21 protein-coding genes are annotated in these 20769 nt (G+C 70.5%); 5 read left to right on the top strand and 16 right to left on the bottom strand.

Features of this window, described 5'->3' with window-relative positions; genetic code table 11:
• Window positions 1–12: 12 nt before the first annotated feature.
• From HNR16_RS01560 to HNR16_RS01550, 3 genes are all read right to left on the bottom strand, one after another.
• Window positions 13–1167, bottom strand: a complete 1155-nt coding sequence (locus HNR16_RS01560) for a mannitol-1-phosphate 5-dehydrogenase (protein WP_158039264.1) — start codon at window positions 1165–1167, stop codon at window positions 13–15.
• On the bottom strand, window positions 1164–3263 hold the full coding sequence (locus tag HNR16_RS01555) for a PTS mannitol transporter subunit IICBA (RefSeq protein ID WP_158039263.1): 2100 nt from the start codon (window positions 3261–3263) through the stop codon (window positions 1164–1166). Before HNR16_RS01555 ends, HNR16_RS01560 begins: the two co-directional genes overlap by 4 nt.
• 247 nt (window positions 3264–3510) lie before the next feature.
• Complete coding sequence (locus HNR16_RS01550; RefSeq protein WP_158039262.1) at window positions 3511–4881, bottom strand: MFS transporter; 1371 nt, start codon at window positions 4879–4881, stop codon at window positions 3511–3513.
• 199 nt (window positions 4882–5080) lie between these two features.
• Here HNR16_RS01550 and HNR16_RS01545 point away from each other — a divergent pair, with 199 nt between their 5' ends.
• The 3 genes from HNR16_RS01545 to HNR16_RS01535 are packed head-to-tail and all read left to right on the top strand — an operon-like array spanning window position 5081 to window position 8138.
• Window positions 5081–5737, top strand: a complete 657-nt coding sequence (locus tag HNR16_RS01545) for a response regulator transcription factor (protein ID WP_158039261.1) — start codon at window positions 5081–5083, stop codon at window positions 5735–5737.
• Window positions 5734–7212, top strand: a complete 1479-nt coding sequence (locus HNR16_RS01540; RefSeq protein ID WP_158039260.1) for a sensor histidine kinase — start codon at window positions 5734–5736, stop codon at window positions 7210–7212. Before HNR16_RS01545 ends, HNR16_RS01540 begins: the two co-directional genes overlap by 4 nt.
• A complete protein-coding gene (locus HNR16_RS01535; protein ID WP_179558045.1) occupies window positions 7209–8138 on the top strand; it encodes a TAXI family TRAP transporter solute-binding subunit in 930 nt (309 codons plus the stop codon). The genes HNR16_RS01540 and HNR16_RS01535 overlap by 4 nt, the downstream gene beginning before the upstream one ends.
• A gap of 19 nt (window positions 8139–8157) precedes the next feature.
• Here HNR16_RS01535 and glmM read toward each other — a convergent pair whose 3' ends face one another.
• The 13 genes from glmM to HNR16_RS01470 form a co-directional block, all read right to left on the bottom strand.
• Window positions 8158–9522, bottom strand: coding sequence for a phosphoglucosamine mutase (gene glmM, locus HNR16_RS01530; RefSeq protein ID WP_158039258.1), 1365 nt, complete (start codon window positions 9520–9522; stop codon window positions 8158–8160).
• 14 nt (window positions 9523–9536) lie between these two features.
• Window positions 9537–10019, bottom strand: coding sequence for a 30S ribosomal protein S9 (rpsI, locus tag HNR16_RS01525; RefSeq protein ID WP_158039257.1), 483 nt, complete (start codon window positions 10017–10019; stop codon window positions 9537–9539).
• 26 nt (window positions 10020–10045) lie between these two features.
• Window positions 10046–10486 carry a 50S ribosomal protein L13 gene (gene rplM / locus HNR16_RS01520; protein WP_158039256.1) on the bottom strand — a complete coding sequence of 147 codons (441 nt, stop codon included), beginning with the start codon at window positions 10484–10486 and terminating at the stop codon, window positions 10046–10048.
• Between the two features lie 188 nt (window positions 10487–10674).
• Window positions 10675–11598 carry a tRNA pseudouridine(38-40) synthase TruA gene (gene truA, locus HNR16_RS01515; RefSeq protein WP_158039255.1) on the bottom strand — a complete coding sequence of 308 codons (924 nt, stop codon included), beginning with the start codon at window positions 11596–11598 and terminating at the stop codon, window positions 10675–10677.
• A 156-nt stretch (window positions 11599–11754) separates the two neighbouring features.
• On the bottom strand, window positions 11755–12315 hold the full coding sequence (rplQ, locus tag HNR16_RS01510; protein ID WP_158039254.1) for a 50S ribosomal protein L17: 561 nt from the start codon (window positions 12313–12315) through the stop codon (window positions 11755–11757).
• Between the two features lie 46 nt (window positions 12316–12361).
• Window positions 12362–13357, bottom strand: coding sequence for a DNA-directed RNA polymerase subunit alpha (locus HNR16_RS01505; protein WP_158039253.1), 996 nt, complete (start codon window positions 13355–13357; stop codon window positions 12362–12364).
• Window positions 13358–13503: 146 nt separating this feature from the next.
• Window positions 13504–13902 (bottom strand): 30S ribosomal protein S11, encoded by a 399-nt coding sequence (gene rpsK / locus HNR16_RS01500; protein ID WP_158039252.1) that lies wholly within the window; start codon window positions 13900–13902, stop codon window positions 13504–13506.
• Window positions 13903–13949: 47 nt separating this feature from the next.
• Entirely contained in the window at window positions 13950–14324 is a 375-nt protein-coding gene (rpsM, locus tag HNR16_RS01495; RefSeq protein ID WP_158039251.1) for a 30S ribosomal protein S13, read from the bottom strand.
• Window positions 14325–14480: 156 nt separating this feature from the next.
• A complete protein-coding gene (rpmJ, locus tag HNR16_RS01490; RefSeq protein ID WP_158039250.1) occupies window positions 14481–14597 on the bottom strand; it encodes a 50S ribosomal protein L36 in 117 nt (38 codons plus the stop codon).
• 70 nt (window positions 14598–14667) lie between these two features.
• A complete protein-coding gene (infA, locus tag HNR16_RS01485; protein WP_158039249.1) occupies window positions 14668–14889 on the bottom strand; it encodes a translation initiation factor IF-1 in 222 nt (73 codons plus the stop codon).
• Between the two features lie 311 nt (window positions 14890–15200).
• On the bottom strand, window positions 15201–16025 hold the full coding sequence (gene map / locus HNR16_RS01480; RefSeq protein WP_158039248.1) for a type I methionyl aminopeptidase: 825 nt from the start codon (window positions 16023–16025) through the stop codon (window positions 15201–15203).
• Between the two features lie 93 nt (window positions 16026–16118).
• On the bottom strand, window positions 16119–16316 hold the full coding sequence (locus HNR16_RS01475) for a hypothetical protein (protein ID WP_158039247.1): 198 nt from the start codon (window positions 16314–16316) through the stop codon (window positions 16119–16121).
• A 131-nt stretch (window positions 16317–16447) separates the two neighbouring features.
• Complete coding sequence (locus tag HNR16_RS01470; RefSeq protein ID WP_158039246.1) at window positions 16448–17647, bottom strand: PucR family transcriptional regulator; 1200 nt, start codon at window positions 17645–17647, stop codon at window positions 16448–16450.
• Between the two features lie 116 nt (window positions 17648–17763).
• On the opposite strand from HNR16_RS01470, the gene HNR16_RS01465 reads away from it, so the two are divergent.
• The gene (locus tag HNR16_RS01465; RefSeq protein ID WP_158039245.1) at window positions 17764–19086 is read left to right on the top strand and encodes an MFS transporter; all 1323 of its coding nucleotides are present in this window, start codon (window positions 17764–17766) and stop codon (window positions 19084–19086) included.
• A 31-nt stretch (window positions 19087–19117) separates the two neighbouring features.
• The gene (locus tag HNR16_RS01460; RefSeq protein WP_158039244.1) at window positions 19118–20767 is read left to right on the top strand and encodes a thiamine pyrophosphate-dependent enzyme; all 1650 of its coding nucleotides are present in this window, start codon (window positions 19118–19120) and stop codon (window positions 20765–20767) included.
• Window positions 20768–20769 lie beyond the last annotated feature (2 nt).

Here is a 20769-nt window from a genome sequence, read left to right as displayed (position 1 = left end):
CGCTCGCGACGATCAGTCCTCGTCGCTCGCGGGACGCGCGGCCTGCGCCGCACGCACGACCTCCTCGACGCGCTCGGTGAGCGGGTGCTCGGGTGTGAGCCCCGTCACCTTCGTCGTGAGTTCGGCGGCGTCGAGGCTCGAGAGCAGGCCCTGCAGCTCGACGGCCTCCGGGTCCTCCGGTGCGTCGAACGCGAGTGCGGCGCCGACGGCCCGCGTGAGCGCGTCCGTCGCGAGCCCGCGCTCGGCCGCCTCGGCAGCGGGGCCGATGAAGCGCTCGTGACGGCTGAGCTTGCGCAGCGGCTGGCGTCCGATCCGGACCGGCGTGTCGGGCAGATCCGGATTCTCGAAGCGCTCGAGCGCACGCGCCACGTAGGCGGCGTGCTCGGCGGCGTCGAAGCCGTACTTCTCGACGAGCAGTGCGCTCGTCTCGCCGAGCGCCGCCTCGACCTCCGCGCGCACGGCGGGATTCGCGAGCGCGGCGGCGATCGACGGTTCGCCCGCACGATAGCCGTGATAGGCCGCCGTCGCGTGTCCCGTGTTGACCGTGAAGAGCTTCCGTTCGATGTACGGACCGAGGTCGTCGACGAAGTGCGCGGCGGGGATCACCGGCTCGTGTCCGTGGAACGGACGACGATCGATCGACCACTCGAAGAAGTCCTCCACGACGACGTCGACGCCCTGCACGTCGACGGCGGGGATGATGCGATCGACGGCGGTGTTCGCGAACACGGCCCGGGACGCCAGCTCCCCCGCGCCCTCGAGCACGAACCCCGCGAGCGTGTCGGTCGCACCGATCGCGTTCTCGCACGCCATGACCACGAGTGGCGCGGCATCGTCCGGTCGCGCCCGCAGGCCCTCGCGGATGACGGGCGCGATGAATTTGAGCACGTTCGGACCGACCGCACACGTGACGATGTCGGCCGCCGCGACCGCGGCGATCGCCTCGGCCTCGTCCTCCCTCGAGTCCACGGCTCGGAAGCGATCCACGACGTGCGTCCGCGGATGTGCGCCGACCTCACGGACCTCGTACGAGTCGACCGACTGGAGTTCACGGATGAGCTCCGCGTTCACGTCGACGAAGACGACGTCGTACCCGGCCTCGTGCAGGACGAGTCCGATGAAGCCGCGGCCGATGTTCCCCGCACCGAAATGGACGGCGGTGCTCATTCGTTCACGCTCCCCAGCAGTTCGTAGAGGGCCTGCTCGTCGGTGGCGTCGAGGAGCGTCTGCACCTTCGACTCGTCGCTGAACAGGATCGCGATCTTCTGCAGGATGTCGAGGTGGCCGCCCTCCTTGCCCGCGACGCCGACGACGAAGCGGACCTGGTCGCCCTCCCAGTCGATGGGCTCGTCGTAGCGGACGAAGCTCAGGGCTGAGCTCAGGATCTCGCCCTTGGCCTCGTTCGTTCCATGCGGGATCGCGAGGAAGTTGCCCATGTAGGTCGAGATGCTCGCTTCGCGCTCACGCATGGCCTTCGCGTAGGCGGGCGTCACGGCACCGCGCTCGATGAGGATGTCGGCCGCCTCCTGGATCGCTTCGTCCTGGTTCGTCGCCGAGCCGTGGGCGCGGATCTGCTGGAGCGTGAGGATCCGCTCGCCACCGTCCGCCTGCTCGGCGGCATCGGTCTCGCCGGCCGTCGCAGTCGTGCCCGCCGCGGCGGGTGCCGATGCGCCGACGGGCTCGGCGGTCGCCGTCGCGTCCTCGTCGGCCCGCTGCTCGCGGACGAGCTCGACGACCTCGTCGTACCGCGGGGAGGACATGAAGTCCTTCACCGAGACGTGGATCGCGTCGGGCGTCTTGAGCTTGGCGCGGTCCGTGAGGTCCTCGTGCGTGACGACGAGGTCGGGCGTCGTGTCGAGGTTCGCGACGGCGACGTTCGTGACCGAGATGTCGCCGAGGCCGGCCTTCTTGAACTTGTTCCGCAGGACGCTCGCGCCCATGGCGCTCGAGCCCATGCCCGCGTCGCACGCGAACACGACCTTGTGGATCTCACGCGTCCGGAGCGCCGTCGCGGTGTCGCCGGTCCGACCGGCACCGAGGCTCGAGAGCGCGGCCGAGGACTTGCCCTTGTTCGCCTCGGTCTTCGCGATCGCGGCCGAGAGGTCGCCCGCGTCGCCCGCGGCGAGGTCGCGCTTGCGCGAGGCGAGGAGGAAGACGGCCGACACCGCGAACGACACGGCTGCGGCGAGCAGGACCGACAGCAGGATCCCGAGGTGCGTCCCGGGCGCGGCCATGACCATGATCGAGATGATCGAACCGGGCGACGCGGGTGCCACGAGCCCGGTACCGAAGAGCATGTTCGTGAGGACGCCCGTCGCGCCACCGGCGATGGCGGCGACAATGAGCACGGGCTTCGCGAGCACGTACGGGAAGTAGATCTCGTGGATGCCGCCGAAGAAGTGGATCACGACGGCACCGGGTGCCGAGGCACGGGCCATGCCGATGCCGAAGATCGCGAACGCGAGGAGGATGCCGAGACCGGGGCCGGGGTTCGACTCGATGAGGAACAGGATCGAGCGACCGGTCTGCTCCGCCTGGTCGGTGCCGATGGGCGTGAACACGCCGTGGTTGATCGCGTTGTTGAGGAACAGGACCTTCGCCGGCTCGACGAGGATCGACACGACCGGCAGGAGCTGGTGTGCGACGAGCCACTCGACGCCGTTCCCGAGCACGGTCGTGAGCCCCTTCACGACCGGGGCGATCGCGAAGAACCCGACGAGCGCCATGATCATGCCGAAGATGCCGGCCGAGAAATTGTTGACGAGCATCTCGAAGCCGGCCCTGACCTTGCCGTCCCAGAGCTTGTCGAGCTGCTTCATGAGGTAGGCGGCGAGCGGCCCCATGATCATCGCGCCGATGAACATCGGGATGCCCGCACCGGCGACGACGCCCATCGTGGCGATGACGCCGACGACGCCGCCACGCGTGTCGTAGACCATCTTGCCGCCCTGGTAGGCGATGAGGAGCGGCAGCATGTACGTGATCATCGGACTGACGAGCCCCGGGTTGTCGGTCAGCTCACCGTCCACGATGCTCTGCCCGAAGCCACCGATGAGGCCGACCCAGTCGGGGAGGTGCTCGGCACCGCCGGCGATGAGGGCGATCCAGCCGGTCTCGATGAACAGGGCGGTGATGAGCCCCCACGCGATGAACGCGGGGATGTTCGGCATGACCATCCCCGAGAGGAACGTGCCGAACTTCTGAACGCCGACCCTGAGGCCCCCCTTCGTCGCGGGGGCTGCGTCAGATGTCGCTGCGGTCATGCGTGATCCTCTCCTGTTTCGCGGCGCTCGCTCGGCGTGGTTCCACGTGGAGCTGCGGTAGGTGGCGGCGTGCGCCGGTTCGGCGTCGTTTCCGTCGTCGGGAGGTGCGCTCGCCGCGCCCGATGGGCGTCATTGTGCGGTTCACCCTATCGACGGATGCGCCCGCACAAAAGGGGGAGTGCACCCCTGAACCTCACGATCCGGTCACCGAGGGCGGCCACCCGTGGATGACCGCCCTCGGTCGGGGTCAGCGACTCCCGACGGGTTCCGCTCCGACCGCGTCGCCCTTGCCGCGCTCGCGCATCGCCCTCTCGTCGTCGAGCCAGTTCCGTCCCCTGTTGTTGAGGAAGAAGATGTACACGACGAGCGACGCGGCGATCGCGATCGTCACGTAGACGATGAACAGGGGCACCTGCTCGGTTCCCTTCGCCGCCGTGTAGAGGAGCGGCGCCGTCCCGCCGAAGAGGGAGTTCGCGAGGGCGTAGCCGAAGCCGACACCGAGGGCGCGGACGTGGGTGGGGAACAGCTCGGCCTTCACGACCGCGTTGATCGACGTGTAGCCCGTGAGGATCACGAAACCCCCGACGAGGATCGCGAACGCCGACAGGGCGTTCGTCTGCTGCGGCAGGAACGTGATGATGAACCACGTGTAGGCGACGCCGCCGATGCCGAAGAACACGAGCAGCGTCTTGCGGCCCACGATGTCGGACAACCAGCCGCCGACGGGCTGCAGGAGCATGAGGACCGTGAGTGCGATCAGGTTGATGATCGTGCCCGCGACGACGTCGTCGCCCGCGAACGAGCTCTTGACGATCGCCGGGCCCGACACCGAGTACGTGTAGAACGCGACGGTGCCACCCATCGTGACGAGGAAGCACAGCAGCAGGGGGCGCCAGTTGTTGACGAGCAGGTCCCGCATGGATCCCGACTCGCTCGACTTGCCCTCCTTGACGGCCTCGAGGGCGGACTCGGTGAGCGACTCGTCCATCGTGCGCCGCAGCCAGAACACGACGAGCGCCGCAACGCCGCCGATGCCGAAGCCGACGCGCCAGCCCCACTCGGAGATCTGGTCGTCGGACAGGGTGAGCACCATGACGAGCAGCGTCAGTTGCGCGAGGACGTGACCGCCGACGAGCGTGACGTAGTGGAACGAGGAGAGGAAGCCTCGGCGACCGGGGATCGCGGCCTCGGACATGTAGGTCGCGCTCGTGCCGTACTCGCCGCCCGTCGCGAAGCCCTGCAGCAGCCGGCAGCCGATGAGGATGACGGCCGCACCGATGCCGAGCACCTCGGCCGAGGGCGTGACGGCGATGAGGAACGAACAGCCGGCCATGATCGAGACCGAGATGGTGAGGGCGAGCCGGCGCCCGTGCCGGTCGGCGAAGCGGCCGAAGAACCACGCGCCGATCGGGCGCATGAGGAACGTGACGGCGAAGATGGCCCACACGTAGATGGTCGAGTTCTCGTCCTCCTCGCTGAAGAACTGGAACTCGAAGTAGGAGGCGAACACGGAGTAGACGTAGACGTCGTACCACTCGACGAGGTTGCCCGCCGAGCCCTTGAGCGTGTTGGAGACCGAGCGGCGCAGGCTGCCCGGTTGCTGGGTTGTCGTCGTCATCGACGTTCCTCTCGATCGTCCCGTGGGTCGGGGGCGTCGTCGCACGCCCGACCCGGTGCATTGGGACCAGTGTCCCGGCCGCCGGCCCGGGGCCGCGCGCATCCTTACGCTTCCTTAACGGTGCGTCGACGCCGGAGCACCGACGGCGGTGCCCCGACCCGCCCGGGGCCGTGGGACGGTCCCGCGTAGGATGAGCCCCATGCGTGTGCTCGTCGCCGAGGATGACGCGTCGGTCTCGGCAGCCCTCGCGACCGTGCTCGAGCGTGCCACGCACGCCGTCGTGCGCGTGTCGCGCGGCGGTGACGTGCTCCTGCGGCACCACGACATCGACGTGCTGCTGCTCGATCTCGGCCTCGAGGACCTCGACGGCCTCGAGGTGCTCCGTCGATTGCGCCTCGTGAGCGAAGTCCCGGTCATCGTCGTCACCGCCCGCGGCGACGAACGTTCGACCGTGCGCGCGCTCGGTCTCGGGGCCGACGACTACCTCGTGAAGCCGGTCCGCATGCACGAGCTGCTCGCGCGGATCGATGCGGTCGCGCGGCGTCGCGGCACGGTCACCGAGGTCGAGCACGTGGCACTCGGGCCCGTGCGCATCGATCTGCCCGCGCGCCGCGTCACGGCCGGCGACGACGAGATCGCGCTCACGCCGACCGAGTTCGATCTGCTCGCGGCGCTCGCCCGCCGCTCCGGCCGGGCCGTGAGCAAACAGGAGCTGCTGGACCGCGTGTGGGGCGATGCCTACGCGGCGCGGTCCCGATCGTTCGACGTGCACCTCGCGGCGCTCCGGCACAAGTTGCCGGACCTGTCGATCACCACGATCCGGGGGTACGGCTACCGCTTGGAGACCGGCGCGTGAGAGCGCAGGTGCTGCTCCCCCTGCTCGTGTTCGGGCTGCTCGCGGTCGTGTCGATCCTCGTCCCCATCGGGGAGGGCATCGCGGTCACCCGGACGCAGCAGCTCACGCTCGCGAGGTCCATCTCGATGGACCAGATCGCGAGTCGCGCCGAGGCGGCGCTCGCGAGTGGCGAGTCGGCGGCGCTCGTCGACTACCTCGGCCGGTTCCACGACACCTACGGGGAGTCGATCCTCGTCGTCGACGACGGCGGCGAGGTCGTCGCCGAGGTCGGTGACATCGCCCTCGACGACGCGACGCGGTCGCTCGTGATGGCCGCGACGCGTTCGGTGCCGCCCCGCACGCTCCCGACCGTCTACCCGTGGAGCGGCGAGCAGCAGCTCGTGGCCGAACCGTTCGCGACGGGCTCGAGCGGTGCGCTCGGCGCGGTCGTGCTCGCGGTCGACCTGTCGACGGCGCGAGCGGACGTCACCCAGCGCTGGGTGCTCGTCGGGCTCGTCGGCGTGCTGCTGCTCGCCGTCCTGCTCGCCGCCTCGCTCGCGTGGACGAACTGGGTCCTGCGGCCGGTCCGGGCGCTCGACGCTGCCGCGAACGCGCTCGCCGAACAGCGCAATCCGCGATTGCACCCGCCGACGGGCCCACGGGAGCTGCGGCGGCTGTCCGCGTCGTTCGCCCGCATGTCGAGGGCCGTGGAGGAGGCGCTCGAGCAGCAGCGCGGCTTCGTCGCGGAGGCATCGCACCAGCTCCGGAATCCGCTCGCGGCGATCCGGTTGCGCTTCGACGCGGGCCAGGTCGCGGACGACGGCTTCGACGCGATCGCCCACGACGTGGACCGGCTCGAGCACGTCGTCGACCGCATGCTCGTGCTCGCGAACGCGGAGCACCGCGCCACGGCGGAGGCGAGTGCGAAGGGCGCGGGATTCGCGGAGGGGGCCTCGCACGAGCACACGACCTCGGCGGCCGACCTCGTCGGCGCCTCGGTGCGACGGCTCGCCGCCGGCGGCATCGAGTTGCGTGTCGCGCCGAGCGATCCGACACGCGCCGACCTCCCCCGACAGGACGCGGACATCGATGACATCGCCGGCCCCGTCGAGTCGGACACGACCGCCGACGCGCGGGCCCACGCACCGATCTCGCTCGCGTGCCGTCGGAGCGATCTCGAGGAGATCGTCGAGATCCTGCTCGACAACGCGAGGGAGTACGCGGGCGAGGGCGCCCGTGTCACGCTCGATGTGCGCGCGGAGGGCCCGCACGCCGTCCTGGAGATCGCCGACGACGGGCCGGGGCTCGGTCCGGAGGACCTCGCACACCTCGGTACCCGATTCTGGCGGGCCCCGGAACACCGCTCGCGTCCCGGCACGGGGCTCGGCCTCGCGATCGTCGGCCAGCTCGCGCGCGCGAACGGTGGCGACGTCACCTACGACCGCGCGGTCGCCGGTGGCCTCCGGGTCCGTGTGCGATTCGAGCGGATCACGTGAGCGTCACGCGCCGGACTCTGCTGCAGGGCGCCGCCGTGCTCGCGGCGCTCCAGCTCGCGGGCTGCGCGCCCCGCGTGGGCGAGGACGGGATCCGCATGGCGTGCGGCGAACGCGGTGGCACGTACCTGCAGTTCGGGGAACTCCTCGACGCCGCGTTCTCGGACCGCCGCCCGGGTGGGCTCACGGTGCTCGAGACGGAGGGCAGCGTCGAGAACCTCGAGCTGTTGCGCTCGGGCGATGCGGAGCTCGCGATCGTGCTCGCCGACGCGGCGGCGGACGACGCGCGCGAGAAGGTCGCGATCGGTCGCGTGTACCAGAACTACCTGCAGTGCTTCACCCTCGCCGACGGCCACGTCCGCGGTGTCGACGATCTTCGCGGCCGTCGCGTCTCGGTGGGGGCCCCGCGCTCCGGCGCCGCGCTCACGGCGGGTCGCGTGTTCGACGCGCTCGGGTTGACCGAGGGGCCCGACCCGGTGCAGGTCGAGAAACTCAAGCTCGACGACGCCGTGACGGCACTCGTGTCGGGCGAGCTGGACGCCTTCGTGTGGTCGGGCGGCCTGCCCCTGCCCGCGGTGACGGAGGTGCGGACGGAATCGCCCGTGTCGCTCGTCGACCTCACGGCCGCGCTCCCCGCCCTCCGCGACGCGCATCCGGGCGCCTACGTCGCGGCGTCCGTCCCGCCCGGCGCGTACGGGACGCCCGCGGCGATCCCGTCGATCGGCATCTCGAACTACCTGCTCGCGCGGGCGGACTTCCCGGACGACCACGCGACGGCCCTCGTCGACGTGCTCATCGACGACGCCGACCGCCTCGTCCCGACGGAGTCGCTCGGCGTCCAGTTCCTCACGGCGTCGAACCTCGTCGACACGCCACCGATCGCGCTGCACCCCGCAGCGAGGCGCCGCTATCGCGAACGGTACGGCTGAGCCGGATCCGCGCGGTGTGTCAGAGCGCGAGGCTCTCGCGGACGACGTCCGCGAGCTCCTCGGCATAGCGCTGGGCCGAATCGTGGTCGGCGGCCTCGACCATGACGCGCACGAGGGGCTCGGTGCCGCTCGGCCGCAGCAGCACACGCCCCGTGTCGCCGAGCGTGTCGACGACGCGCCGGACGGCGGCCTGCACGTGCTCGTCGTCGGCGCAGTCGTCCTTGCGGACGCCGCGGACGTTGATGAGCACCTGCGGGTAGACGCGCATGACGTCGGCGAGCTCGCGCAGCGTCTTGCCCGTGTCGCTCATGACGGATGCGAGGTGGAGGCCCGTGAGGATGCCGTCACCCGTCGTCGCGTAGTCGGTGAGGATGACGTGACCGGACTGCTCACCGCCGAGGGCGAGGCCGCGCGCATTGAGTTCCGCGAGCACGTAGCGGTCGCCGACCTTCGTCTCGTGCATCGTGATGCCGGCATCGCGCATCGCGATCTTGAGGCCGAGGTTCGACATGACCGTCGCGACGAGCGTGTTCTCGCGGAGCAGACCGCGCTGCTGCATGGAGATCGCGATGATCGCCATGATCTGGTCGCCGTCGACGACGTTCCCGTCGGCGTCGACGGCGAGACAGCGATCCGCGTCGCCGTCGTGCGCGATGCCGATGTCGGCGCCGAGCGCGACGACCGTCTCGCGGAGTCGGCCCAGGTGCGTCGATCCGACACCGTCGTTGATGTTGAGGCCGTCGGGCTCGTTGCCGATGACGGTCACCTCGGCGCCGGCGTCGGTGAACACCTGCGGCGAGACGCCGGCGGCGGCACCGTTCGCGCAATCGAGCACGACGCGCAGGCCACCGAGTGCGGGTGTGCCGTCGGGCTTCGTCGGGATCGTCCGCAGCAGGTGCAGCGCGTAGCGGTCCTCGGCGTCCGCGAAGCGGGAGATGCGGCCGACGCCGGCGCCCGTGGGCGCGAGCTTCGGCGAGGCGAGGAGGAGTTCGATCTCGTCTTCGAGTTCGTCCGGCAGTTTGCGCCCGCCGCGGGCGAAGAACTTGATCCCGTTGTCGGGGGCCGCGTTGTGCGACGCCGAGATCATGACGCCGAAGTCGGCGCCGATGTCGGCCGTCAGGAACGCCGCGGCAGGGGTCGGGATGACCCCGGCGTCGAGGACGTCGACGCCCGACGACGCGAGCCCGGCCGAAACGGCGGCGGCGAGGAACTCGCCCGAGATCCGGGGATCCCTGGCGACCACCGCCCGGGGACGCCGCCCGTGCTCGCGCGTCTCACGCGCGAGCACGATGGCGGCTGCCTGCGCGAGTCCCACCGACAGTTCCACCGTGAGGTGGTCGTTGGCGAGACCGCGTACACCGTCCGTTCCGAAGAGCCGGGCCACGTCGTACCGTCCGCTTAGCGCTTCGAGTACTGGGGCGCCTTGCGGGCCTTCTTGAGACCGGCCTTCTTGCGCTCCTTGACGCGAGCGTCGCGCGAGAGGAAGCCGGCCTTCTTGAGCTCAGGTCGGTTGTTCTCGCGGTCGATCTCGTTGAGCGCCCGAGCGATGCCGAGACGCAGTGCACCGGCCTGGCCGGAGGGGCCACCGCCCTGGATGCGGGCGATCACGTCGTAGCTGCCCGCGAGCTCGAGGAGCGTGAACGGATCGTTGATGAGCTGCTGGTGCAGCTTGTTGGGGAAGTAGTCCGTGATGTCACGACCGTTGATCGTGATCGAACCGGTGCCCGGGACGAGACGCACGCGGGCGATGGCCTGCTTGCGACGGCCGACGGCCGCACCGGGGACGGAAAGGTTGCGCGGCGTGGCCTCGGGGGCCTCCGACACGGGGGTTTCGGTCGAGTAGCTCTGCGGCTGCTCGGTGGACTCTGCGATGGTCGCCATGATGATTTCCTCGGTCTCTCTGGGCGCTACTGGGCGACCTGGTCGAAGACGTACGGCTTGGGCTGCTGGGCGGCGTGGGGGTGCTCGGCCCCCGCGTACACCTTCAGCTTCTTGAGCTGGTTGCGGCCGAGCGTGTTCTTGGGGAGCATGCCGCGGATCGCCTTCTCGACGGCGCGCGTGGGGTGCTTCTCGAGCAGCTCGTTGTAGTTGAGCGACGAGAGACCGCCCGGGTAGCCCGAGTGGCGGTAGGCACGCTTCTGGATGCCCTTGTTGCCGCTGAGCGCGACCTTGTCGGCGTTGACGACGATGACGAAGTCACCCATGTCGACGTGCTGCGCGAAGGTGGGCTTGTGCTTGCCGCGGAGGATGGCGGCGGCGTGCGTCGCGAGGCGGCCGAGCACGACGTCGGTGGCGTCGATGACGACCCACTCGCGCGTGACCTCGCCCTTGGGCGTGAATGTGCGCATGTGAATGCTGCTTTCGTTCGAATTGAGAGGTTCGTGGATCCCACTCGGTCGCGATGGTTGCGGCACGGCCGCGAACGTCGCTGTGGAGGGCTCAACTACGATGACGGCGCGCAGGAGCGCGCAGACAACTGAAGCAGTCTATGTGACCCGCGGGCACGAGGGCAAGCCCGCGTGTGGTTCGCGCACGCTCACCCCTCACCCGGCTCGGCTTCCACGAGCGTCAGATGGCGGCGGGCCCGGGTCTGTTCCGCCCGGACCGCGAAACGCTCGGCCTCGGGGTAGCCGATCTCCAGGAGGGTCAGTCCCCGGGCCGCGAGCACGGGGAACGCGTTCGAGCGTTCACTCGCGTGCAGCAGTTCGGCGACGCGTCCGAGCTCGAGCCGACCCGCGCCGGCCGCCGCGCACATCCCGACGAGCGAGCGCACCATCGAGTGGCAGAAGGCGTCCGCCCGGACGCGGGCCGTGAAGACGCCACGCTCGTCCCGCGTCCATGCGAACTCCTGCAGCGTGCGGATCGTCGTCGCGTGGGCACGCGGTTTGCAGAACCCCGCGAAATCGTGCAGGCCGACGAGGAGCGCGGCGGCCTCGTTCATCGCGTCGAGGTCGAGGCGCTGGCGCACCTGGGCGGTCCGATGGCGTTCGAGCGGGTTCGTGGGTGCGTCGAGATCGGCGAGCCGGTACTCGTAGCGTCGCCACAGGGCCGAGAACCTCGCGTCGAACCCCGGCGGGGCGAGTGCGACGTCCGTGACGACGACATCGGAATCGGCCCCGAGCACGCCCCCGAGGCGGCGGACGAGCGCGTTCGCCGCGTCCTCGCGGCCACCGCGGCGTGCCGTGCGCTCCCACGCCTCGGCGGGGAGGTCGAGGTGCGCGACCTGACCGAGCGCGTGCACCCCTGCGTCCGTTCGTCCGGCGACCGTGAGCAGCGGCCCGGCCGGAAGGTCGCGGTAGAGGATGCGCAGGGCCTCCTCGAGGACGCCCTGCACCGTCCGCAGCCGCGGCTGCGCCGCCCAGCCGCTGAACGCCGTGCCGTCGTAGGCGATGTCGACGCGGACCCGGACGGGCCCACCGTTCGCATCGGCGTCCCGCGCGGCCACCGTCTCACCTGGCATGACGCCATCCTCCCATCCGTGCCGCGCTGCGCGGCGGACGACGCGGGATGTTCCCCGGAAACCACCGACGGACGGCGCGCGCCGCCTCGGAACCGCACACACGACGGGGCCCACGGTGCGTGCGCACCGTGGGCCCCGCTCGACGTGCGGTTCCGACTACTTCGTGTCGTCCGACTCCGTGGCCTCGTCCTCCGCCTCAGCGGCGTTCGCCTCGGCGTCGTCCTCGACGGCCTCCTCGGACTCGGCCTCGGCGGCGTCGTCCGACTCGGGCGACTCCTCGACGACCTCGTCCTCGACGACCTCGGGCTCCTCGGCGGGCTCCTCGGCCGCGGGCTTCGCGGCCTTCGACTTCGGCGCGACGGGCTCGAGCACGAGCTCGATGACCGCCATGGGCGCGTTGTCGCCCTTGCGGTAACCGGTCTTCACGATGCGCGTGTAGCCACCGGGACGGTCCGCGACGAGCGGGGCGATCTCGGTGAACAGCTCGTGCACGACCGACTTGTCGGTGATCTGCTGCAGCACGCGACGACGCGCGTGGATGTCGCCGCGCTTCGCGAACGTGATGAAGCGCTCGGCGAGCGGCTGCACGCGCTTCGCCTTCGTCTCGGTCGTCTGGATGCGCTTGTGCTCGAAGAGCTGCGAGGCCAGGTTCGCGAGGATCTTGCGCTCGTGCGCCGGGCCGCCGCCGAGACGCGGTCCCTTGTTGGGCTTAGGCATTGGTGTTCTCTCTCAGATGCGTTTCGTGTTCCGGACGGGCCGGGACTTAGATGTACTCGCCGCTGTCGTCGCCGGCGCCGTAGAAGTGCGCGCCCTCGAAGCCGGGCACGCTGTCCTTCAGCGACAGGCCGAGCTCCACGAGCTTGTCGCGGACCTCGTCGACCGACTTCTGGCCGAAGTTGCGGATGTTCATGAGCTGCGTCTCGCTCAGCGCCACGAGCTCGGACACCGTGTTGATGCCCTCGCGCTTGAGGCAGTTGTACGAGCGGACCGACAGGTCGAGGTCCTCGATCGGCATCGAGAGCTCGTTCGAGAGGACGGCGTCGACGGGCGCGGGGCCGATGTCGATACCCTCCGACTCCTCGTTGAGCGCACGGGCGAGGCCGAACAGCTCGACGAGCGTGTGCCCGGCCGACGCGATCGCGTCGCGCGGCGTGATGGCGGGCTTCGTCTCGACGTCGACCACGAGGCGGTCGAAGTCGGTGCGCTCACCGGCACGCGTCGCCTCGACGCGGTACGTGACCTTGAGGACGGGCGAGTAGATCGAGTCGACGGGGACCTGGCCGGCCTCCGAGAACTCGTTGCGGTTCTGCGACGCCGAGACGTAACCACGACCGCGCTCGACGGTCAGCTCGAGCTCGAGCTTCGCGTCGTCGTTGAGCGTCGCGATGACGAGCTCGGGGTTGTGGATCTCGACGCCCGCCGGCGCCGAGATGTCGGCGGCGGTGACCTCGCCGGCGCCCGTCTTGCGGAGGTACGCCGTGATCGGCTCGTCGTGCTCCGACGAGACGACGAGCTGCTTGATGTTGAGGATGATCTCGGTGACATCCTCCTTCACGCCGGGCACGGTGCTGAACTCGTGCAGCACACCGTCGATGCGGATGCTGGTGACGGCGGCACCGGGGATGGAGCTGAGCAGGGTGCGGCGCAGCGAGTTACCGAGCGTGTAGCCGAAGCCGGGCTCGAGGGGCTCGATGACGAACCGCGAGCGGAACTCCGAGATGTTCTCTTCAGTCAGAGTGGGGCGCTGTGCGATGAGCACGATGTGTTCCTTTCGGCGAAGTGTCCGCTATATGACACTTCACGAGGGCGCCGGACCACGGGCGTGATCGGGCGGGGCGGAGGGCGAAACCGGGGAACCGCCGGCGGCTCCGTCGTGCGACGGAGCCCCGGCGTGGGCGCGACTGCCTAGACGCGGCGGCGCTTGGGCGGGCGGCAACCGTTGTGCGCCTGCGGCGTCACGTCGTTGATCGACCCGACCTCGAGGCCCGCGGCCTGCAGCGAGCGGATGGCGGTCTCACGGCCCGAACCGGGGCCCTTGACGAACACGTCGACCTTCTTCATGCCGTGCTCCTGCGCCTGGCGGGCGGCCGACTCGGCCGCGAGCTGCGCGGCGAACGGCGTCGACTTGCGCGAGCCCTTGAAGCCCACGCCGCCGGAGGAGGCCCAGCTGATGACCGCACCCTGCGGGTCGGTGATCGACACGATCGTGTTGTTGAACGTCGACTTGATGTGGGCCTGGCCCACGGCGATGTTCTTCTTGTCCTTGCGGCGCGGCTTGCGTGCCGCGGTCTTTGGGGTAGCCAATGTTCTCTCCTACGAAATCTTCTGCGCGACGATCCGTTGCCGGACGACTAGCGCGCCTTCTTCTTGCCGGCGACGGTGCGCTTCGGGCCCTTGCGGGTGCGCGCGTTCGTCTTGGTGCGCTGACCGTGCACGGGCAGGCCGCGGCGGTGGCGAAGACCCTCGTAGCTGCCGATCTCGACCTTGCGGCGGATGTCGGCTGCGACCTCACGGCGGAGGTCACCCTCGACCTTGAAGTTCTCCTCGATGTAATCGCGGAGCGCGACGAGCTGGTCGTCGCTGAGGTCCTTGACTCGGATGTCGCCCGAGATGTCGGTGTCGGCGAGTGCCTTGAGGGCGCTCGTGCGGCCGACGCCGTAGATGTAGGTGAGTGCGATCTCGACGCGCTTTTCGCGCGGGAGGTCGACGCCTGCGAGACGTGCCATGGGATTTCTCCTGTGGGTTGTGAGGTGTGGAGCAGCGGCTGGGCCCCGGCCTCATCCCGGGGGTGTCGCCGTGGTCCTCGCGGACCGTGGTTCTCGTCGCTGCGGTTGCTGTATTGAGTTGTCACCGGGTGCGCCCCGAGGGGCGCCCGCGGCGTCCTAGCCCTGGCGCTGCTTGTGGCGAGGGTTGGACTTGCAGATGACCATGACGCGACCGTGGCGACGGATCACCTTGCAGTGGTCACAGATCTTCTTGACGCTGGGCTTGACCTTCATGGGTCGTCCTTTACTGTTCGCTGGCCTCGTACCGCGCCCTTCCAGGCGCGGTCGTTCCTTACAGCGGTGGTTACTTGTAGCGGTAGACGATGCGTCCACGCGTCAAGTCGTACGGGCTGAGCTCGACGATCACGCGGTCCTGGGGGAGGATGCGGATGTAGTGCTGCCGCATCTTGCCGGAAATGGTGGCAAGGACCTTGTGCCCGTTGGTGAGTTCGACTCGGAACATCGCGTTGGGCAATGCTTCGACGACCGAACCCTCGATCTCGATAACGCCGTCTTTCTTGGCCATAGACTCACTGTCACTCGCTGCGGAACCACACGCTGGTCGTGCGGATGAGAAGGTGTCGTTCGCGCGCACGGAAGGCGCGGCGATGACACACCGACGGTCAAGTCTAGGCGAGCTCCCGCGCTTTGGCAAGACGCCCCACGCGCGCCCGCCCCGCTCTCACCCACCTCACTCCAAGCTCCGCCTCTGCCGCTGCCCTTGCCTCTGCCTCTACCTCTGCCCCGCGCTGCGCGCCCCCACGCAAAAAGCCGGGTTGTTGCTACCGGGCCCCGGGCCCGGTAGCAACAACCCGGCTTTTTCGGGCCGGGGCGGGGTCAGCGCGGGCGGACCGGCGTGATGCCGTGCGGTGCGAGACCCGCCGCCCCGCCGTCGGCCGCCGTCGACACCCAGATGCCGTCGGCGTGCACGAGCACCGTGTGCTCCCAGTGCGCCCCGAGCGAACCGTCGCGCGTGCGCACCGTCCAGCCGTCGTCGTCCTCCGTGACGTCGGGCGATCCCGCCGTGAGCATCGGCTCGACACACACCGCAAGCCCCGGCTTGATGACCGGGCCGCGTCCGCGCACGGCGAAGTTGTAGAGCGTCGGGTCCTCGTGCATGTTCCGGCCGATGCCGTGCCCCGTGTAGTCCTCGAGGATGCCGAAGTCGCCCTGTTCCTCGACCTCGGCCTCGATGTCCGCGCCGACCTCGCCGAGGTGGCGGCGCCGCGCGAGTGACGCGACGCCCGCCCACATCGCGGCGCGGCACGCGTCGCTCACACGACGCCCGGCGGCGATCGCGGCGGGGTCGGCATCGCCGGGCACGACGAAGGTGCGCGCCGAGTCCCCGTTCCAGCCGTCGAGCTGCGCGCCGGCGTCGATCGAGACGAGCTGCCCCGCACGCAGGGGTGTCGCCGACGGAATGCCGTGCACGACCGCATCGTCGACCGACGCGCACACGGTGTGGCGGTAGCCGGGAACGAGCGCGAAGTTCGACTCGCCCCCCGCGTCCTCGATCGTGCGTCGCGCGACGGCGTCGAGCTCGAGCGTCGTCACGCCCGGCGCGATGGCTTCCTCGACGGCGTCGAGCGCGGCGCACGTCAGCGCGCCCGCGGGCAGCATCGCGACGAGTTCGGTGGGGGTCTTGTAGATCGATCGACGCATCCGGCGATGCTACCGCCGCGCGAGGCCCACCCCGGCCCCGCCCGGGGCAGTCGGCCAGGGCGATCGGTCAGGACAGTCGCTCGGCGCGGTCGGTCAGGACGGCAGGAAGATGCGGACGATCTGCTCGACGAAGCTCTGCACCCACATCGCGACACGTGCCCCGATGTCCGGCACGTGCCGACCGATCTCGACGAGTGCGGGAGCGCCGAGCGCCATGACGAGCACGATGCCGACCACGGCGACCGAGGCGCACCAGATGGTGATGGCCAGTCGGGGGCAGATGCAGGTCATACCCCCATCATGCCGCCCCCGGTCCACGCACACCACTCGAATTTGGAGGGTCTCCCCAAACCCCGCGTCGCACGGCCCACCGTCGACGGCGCATACGTCCTGCGCAATCGGACACGAACGCGCGCCGACGCTCACGACCAGGCGACGACGAGACGAGCGGCCTGCTGGGGGACGCTCACGTCGATCCCGGTGAGCTCACGGAACCGACGGAGGCGGTTCATGAGCGTATTGCGATGACAGAATGCCGCGGCGGCCGCCGCGTGCACGCTCCCCGACCGGAGGTAACCGCAGACGGCTTCCACGAGCCGGTCCCGCTCGGCGTCCGTGCACACCGCGAGGGCCTGGGCGACGTCGGCGTCGAGTCGCTGCCCGGACGCGGACAGACGGACCCGCGCGAGTCGCGCCCACGCGTCGGCCATCGATATCGCGCCCTCGCCCGCGACGACGACGTCGAGCAGTTCCCGGCACGTGCGCGCGGCCGGCGCCACGTCCGCGAGCCCGGCGACGTGCTCGGCGAACGCGCACGCGACCCCGCGCACGCGCCGGACGATCTCCGACGCCGCGGCCCCCTCCCGCCCGTCGCGCCGCCAGAACGCGACCGTCGCCTCGCCCATCGCGTGCGTGAACACGGTCGCACCGCGCAGCTCACCCTGGACGATCGCGGCCCGCAGTTCGTCGACGTGCTCGTCGTCCGCGACCGCCACCTGGAAGTCGTCGTCGCACCTAACACCGAGCGCGGCCGCGACCTCCGCGAGCGCCTCGGGCGAACGCCCCGCGGCACCGAAGAGCGTCGCGATCCGGGCGCGGCGGACGGCATCCGCCTCCTGCGTCATGCGTGCGCGCTCGGCGATGTAGGCGTGGTGTGTGCGCGCCGCGTACTCCTCGACGGCACCCCAGATCTGTTCGGTGCGCGCGACGAGCAGGACGGCGTCGTCCCGCGTGGCGATCGACACGACGTGGTTCCACAGCACCGTGAAGTCGATCCGGATCGCGTGCAGAAGCATCTCGACCGGCGTGCCGAGGCGAGCGCGGGACACGCCCACGTGGGCCGCGATCTCGAGCAGCTCCTCCTTCGCGCCCGCCCGGTCGACGCGCGGGTCCATGGAGCGCAGCACGCTCCGGAAGCTCGCGGTCGCGCTCCCCCGCAGTTCGCTCACCGTGAGCACCTCGTCGCGGTACCAGTCGAGGCGACGGACCCGGTGCTCGAAGTCGCGCGCGAGCTCCTCGACGTCGATCGCGTCGAGCAGTTCGCCCCAGCGTTCGGCGCCGGGACGCCCGACTCCGGACCGTTCGGGGCCGTCCCCGACGTGTTCGCCGTCCAGGATGTGCATGTGCACATTCTTGCGCACGTGTCCCGCGTCGATCCGAACGTCGCCGCGGCGCCGCGGATTGCGAGACTGGCCGCCATCCGAAAGCCCGACACCCGAGAACTCCAGTGGAGGACGCCATGTCGCACCAGGGAAACATCGAGGCGGGCGCGGTCAAGACGCTCACGAAGAAAGACGCGGACAAGGTCGCCATCGGCGCCCTCGTCGGTACCGCAATGGAGTGGTACGACTTCTTCCTCTTCTCCGCCGCCGCCGCGCTCGTGTTCAACATCCAGTACTTCGACACCAACGACCGGACGGCCGCCGCCATGGCCTCGTTCGCGACGTTCGGGGTCGGTCTCGTCGCCCGCCCGATCGGCGGCATGATCTTCGGCACGATGGGCGATCGCATCGGTCGCCGGAAGACGCTCATGATCACGATCATCGGGATCGGTGTCGTCACGGGCCTCATCGGCCTGCTGCCGAACTATGCCGCGATCGGCATCGCCGCGCCGATCCTGCTCGTGCTCCTGCGCGTCGTGCAGGGACTGTTCGTCGGCGGCGAGTGGTCGGGGGCGATGACGATCGTCGTCGAGAACGCCCCGCTCGAGAACCGGGCACGCTATGCGGCCCTCCCGCAGATCGGCTCGCCGATCGGCACGATCCTGTCGTCGGGCGGTTTCTTCCTCATGACGCTGTGGCTCTCGCAGGAGAACTTCGACGCGTGGGGCTGGCGCATCCCGTTCCTCATCGCGTTCCCGCTGCTGTTCGTCGCGGTCTACATCCGGCGCCGGCTCGAGGAGTCGCCCGTGTTCGCCGAGCTCGAGGAGTCGGGCGAGCTCGTGAAGGCGCCCGTCATCACGGTGCTGCGCGAGAACTGGTTGCAGATCATCGTCGGCATGGCGGCCGCGTTCCTCGGGGTCGGCGGGTTCTACCTCGTCACGACCTTCATCGTGTTCTACGGGAAGTCGGTGCTCGGCTACGACGCCGGCGTGCTGCTGCTCGGCGGCATCGTCGCGGCGATCGTCGAGATCCCCGTGCTCATCATCGGCGGTCGTCTCGCCGAGCGCTTCGGCGCGAGCAAGGTGATCCTCTGGGGCGGCGTCGCGTCCGCGATCGTCGCGTGGCCCGCGTTCCTGCTCGTGTCGAGCGGCGTGAACGTGCTCGTCGTGATCGGCATGACGGTCGCGGTCGCCGCGCTCTCGTTCCCCTACGCCGCCTCCGGCACGGCGCTCACGAGCCTGTTCCCCGCCAAGACGCGCTTCACGGGGGTCGGGTTCGCGCAGAACTTCGCGGGCATGCTCTCGGGGTTCGTGCCGCTCCTCGCGACCGGTGTGACGGCGGCCGCGAACGACGCCTGGTGGCCCGCGGCCCTCATCCTCGTCGTGACCTCGCTGCTCACGGCCGTCGCGGGCATCTTCATCCCGCGACTCAGCGTCCCGCTCCCGGGCTTCAAGCACTGACGGGCCACGTGCCGGAAGGGATCCGATCGAGATGACCAGTGCAGGACACCGCATCGTCGAACAGCTCGCCGCCTGTGGCGTCGAGCGTGCCTACCTCGTGCCGGGCGAGAGCTTCCTCGACGTCCTCGACGGGCTCGTCGACTCACCCGTGCGCGCGGTCGTGTGCCGTCAGGAGGGCGGCGCCGGCTTCATGGCGCTCGCCGAGGGACGGCTGACGGGGATCCCCGGCGTGGCGATGGTCACGCGCGGCCCCGGCGCCGCGAACGCCATGATCGCGGTGCACACGGCCCATCAGGACGCGACGCCGCTCGTGCTGTTCGTCGGCCTCGTCCCCGTCGCCGACCGCGACCGCTTCGCGTTCCAGGAGTTCTCCCTCGAGGGGTGGTTCGGGACGACCGCGAAGCGCGTGTTCACGCTCGACGATCCTCGCCGGGCGGCGGAGACGGTTCGCGAGGCGTTCCGGATCGCGGGTTCGGGACGCCCGGGCCCCGTCGTCGTCGGCCTGCCGGAGGACGTCCTCCGGGAGGACTCGACGGCCCCGGCGACGGCGCCCGCGGTCGAGCTCGCGGAGTCGCTCACGCTGCCGGCATCCTTCGCGCATCGCCTCGCGGCGGCCGAGCGACCGTTGCTCGTCGCGGGCGGTGACGGCTGGTCCGGTGACACTGGTGCGCGCCTCGCGGCCTGGGCCGAGGCCGTCGACGTCGCGATCGTCGGGCAGTGGCGCGGCGACGACGCGGTCCCGAACGACGCACCGGCGTACGGCGGGTGGCTCGGCTACGGTCGCGATCCGCGCGTCGCGGCGCGCCTCGCCGATGCGGACCTGCACGTGTACGTGGGGTGCGTGCGCGACGACGTCGACAGCGAGGGCTACACGGCGGGTCTCGACGTGCCCACCGTCCTCGTCCTCGACGACGCCGAAGCGCTCGGGCACGCGGGGCGGCTCGACGCGCACGTGCGCGCGACGCCCGCGGCGTTCGTCGCCGCACTCCCGGCAGCGGACACCGTGCGCGGCACGCGGGGCCCCGCCTGGCGGCACGCGCTCCGCGCGGACGCGAGCGACTGGGCGACGCCGCGCCCCGACGGTGGCACGGGCGTCGACCTCGGCATCGCGTTCGCGCACCTGCGCGACGGGCTCCCCGCCGACGCGGTCCTCACGTACGGTGCCGGCAACGCGACCCTGTGGGGCCACCGGTACCTGCCGCACACCCACCCGAACTCGCTCGTCGCGCCCCGCAACGGCGCGATGGGACTCGGGGTCCCCGCCGCGGTCGCCGCGGCGCTCGTGTTCCCCGACCGGCTCGCGGTCGCGGTGTGCGGGGACGGCGACTTCCTCATGAACGGGCAGGAGCTCGCGACGGCCGTCGCCGCCGGCGTCGCGCCGCTCGTCATCGTCGTCGACAACGGCCACTACGGGACGATCGTGCAGCACCAGCGCGCCCACTACCCGGGTCGCCCCTCGGGCACCTCGATGACGAACCCCGACTTCGGTGCGTGGATGCGGTCCTTCGGCGGACACGGTGAACGGCTCGAGTCGGCGGACGACGTGCCCGCCGCGCTCGAACGGGCACTCGCCGCTCCGGGCCCGCGCCTCCTGCACCTCGTCACCGACCCGAACGTGTCGGGCCCCGAGGGGCTGCACGCCCCCGACCGAGGCGACGCCGACCCCGACGAACAGGAGTGACC

It is taken from the genome of Pseudoclavibacter chungangensis (assembly GCF_013410545.1).
Classification (GTDB): domain Bacteria; phylum Actinomycetota; class Actinomycetes; order Actinomycetales; family Microbacteriaceae; genus Pseudoclavibacter; species Pseudoclavibacter chungangensis.
This window is presented reverse-complemented; position numbering and strand designations above follow the sequence as displayed.

Excerpts from the sequence above, each read along its gene's own strand:
- infA (WP_158039249.1), bottom strand. The coding sequence starts at position 14,889 with ATGGCCAAGAAAGACGGCGTTATCGAGATCGAGGGTTCGGTCGTCGAA.
- rpsI (WP_158039257.1), bottom strand. The coding sequence starts at position 10,019 with ATGGCGACCATCGCAGAGTCCACCGAGCAGCCGCAGAGCTACTCGACC.
- HNR16_RS01550 (WP_158039262.1), bottom strand. The coding sequence starts at position 4,881 with ATGACGACGACAACCCAGCAACCGGGCAGCCTGCGCCGCTCGGTCTCC.
- rplQ (WP_158039254.1), bottom strand. The coding sequence starts at position 12,315 with ATGCCTAAGCCCAACAAGGGACCGCGTCTCGGCGGCGGCCCGGCGCAC.
- HNR16_RS01470 (WP_158039246.1), bottom strand. The coding sequence starts at position 17,647 with ATGCACATCCTGGACGGCGAACACGTCGGGGACGGCCCCGAACGGTCC.
- rplM (WP_158039256.1), bottom strand. The coding sequence starts at position 10,486 with ATGCGCACATTCACGCCCAAGGGCGAGGTCACGCGCGAGTGGGTCGTC.
- rpmJ (WP_158039250.1), bottom strand. The coding sequence starts at position 14,597 with ATGAAGGTCAAGCCCAGCGTCAAGAAGATCTGTGACCACTGCAAGGTG.
- map (WP_158039248.1), bottom strand. The coding sequence starts at position 16,025 with ATGCGTCGATCGATCTACAAGACCCCCACCGAACTCGTCGCGATGCTG.
- truA (WP_158039255.1), bottom strand. The coding sequence starts at position 11,598 with ATGCCAGGTGAGACGGTGGCCGCGCGGGACGCCGATGCGAACGGTGGG.
- HNR16_RS01560 (WP_158039264.1), bottom strand. The coding sequence starts at position 1,167 with ATGAGCACCGCCGTCCATTTCGGTGCGGGGAACATCGGCCGCGGCTTC.
- HNR16_RS01555 (WP_158039263.1), bottom strand. The coding sequence starts at position 3,263 with ATGACCGCAGCGACATCTGACGCAGCCCCCGCGACGAAGGGGGGCCTC.
- HNR16_RS01465 (WP_158039245.1), top strand. The coding sequence starts at position 17,764 with ATGTCGCACCAGGGAAACATCGAGGCGGGCGCGGTCAAGACGCTCACG.
- HNR16_RS01475 (WP_158039247.1), bottom strand. The coding sequence starts at position 16,316 with ATGACCTGCATCTGCCCCCGACTGGCCATCACCATCTGGTGCGCCTCG.
- HNR16_RS01545 (WP_158039261.1), top strand. The coding sequence starts at position 5,081 with ATGCGTGTGCTCGTCGCCGAGGATGACGCGTCGGTCTCGGCAGCCCTC.
- HNR16_RS01460 (WP_158039244.1), top strand. The coding sequence starts at position 19,118 with ATGACCAGTGCAGGACACCGCATCGTCGAACAGCTCGCCGCCTGTGGC.
- rpsM (WP_158039251.1), bottom strand. The coding sequence starts at position 14,324 with ATGGCACGTCTCGCAGGCGTCGACCTCCCGCGCGAAAAGCGCGTCGAG.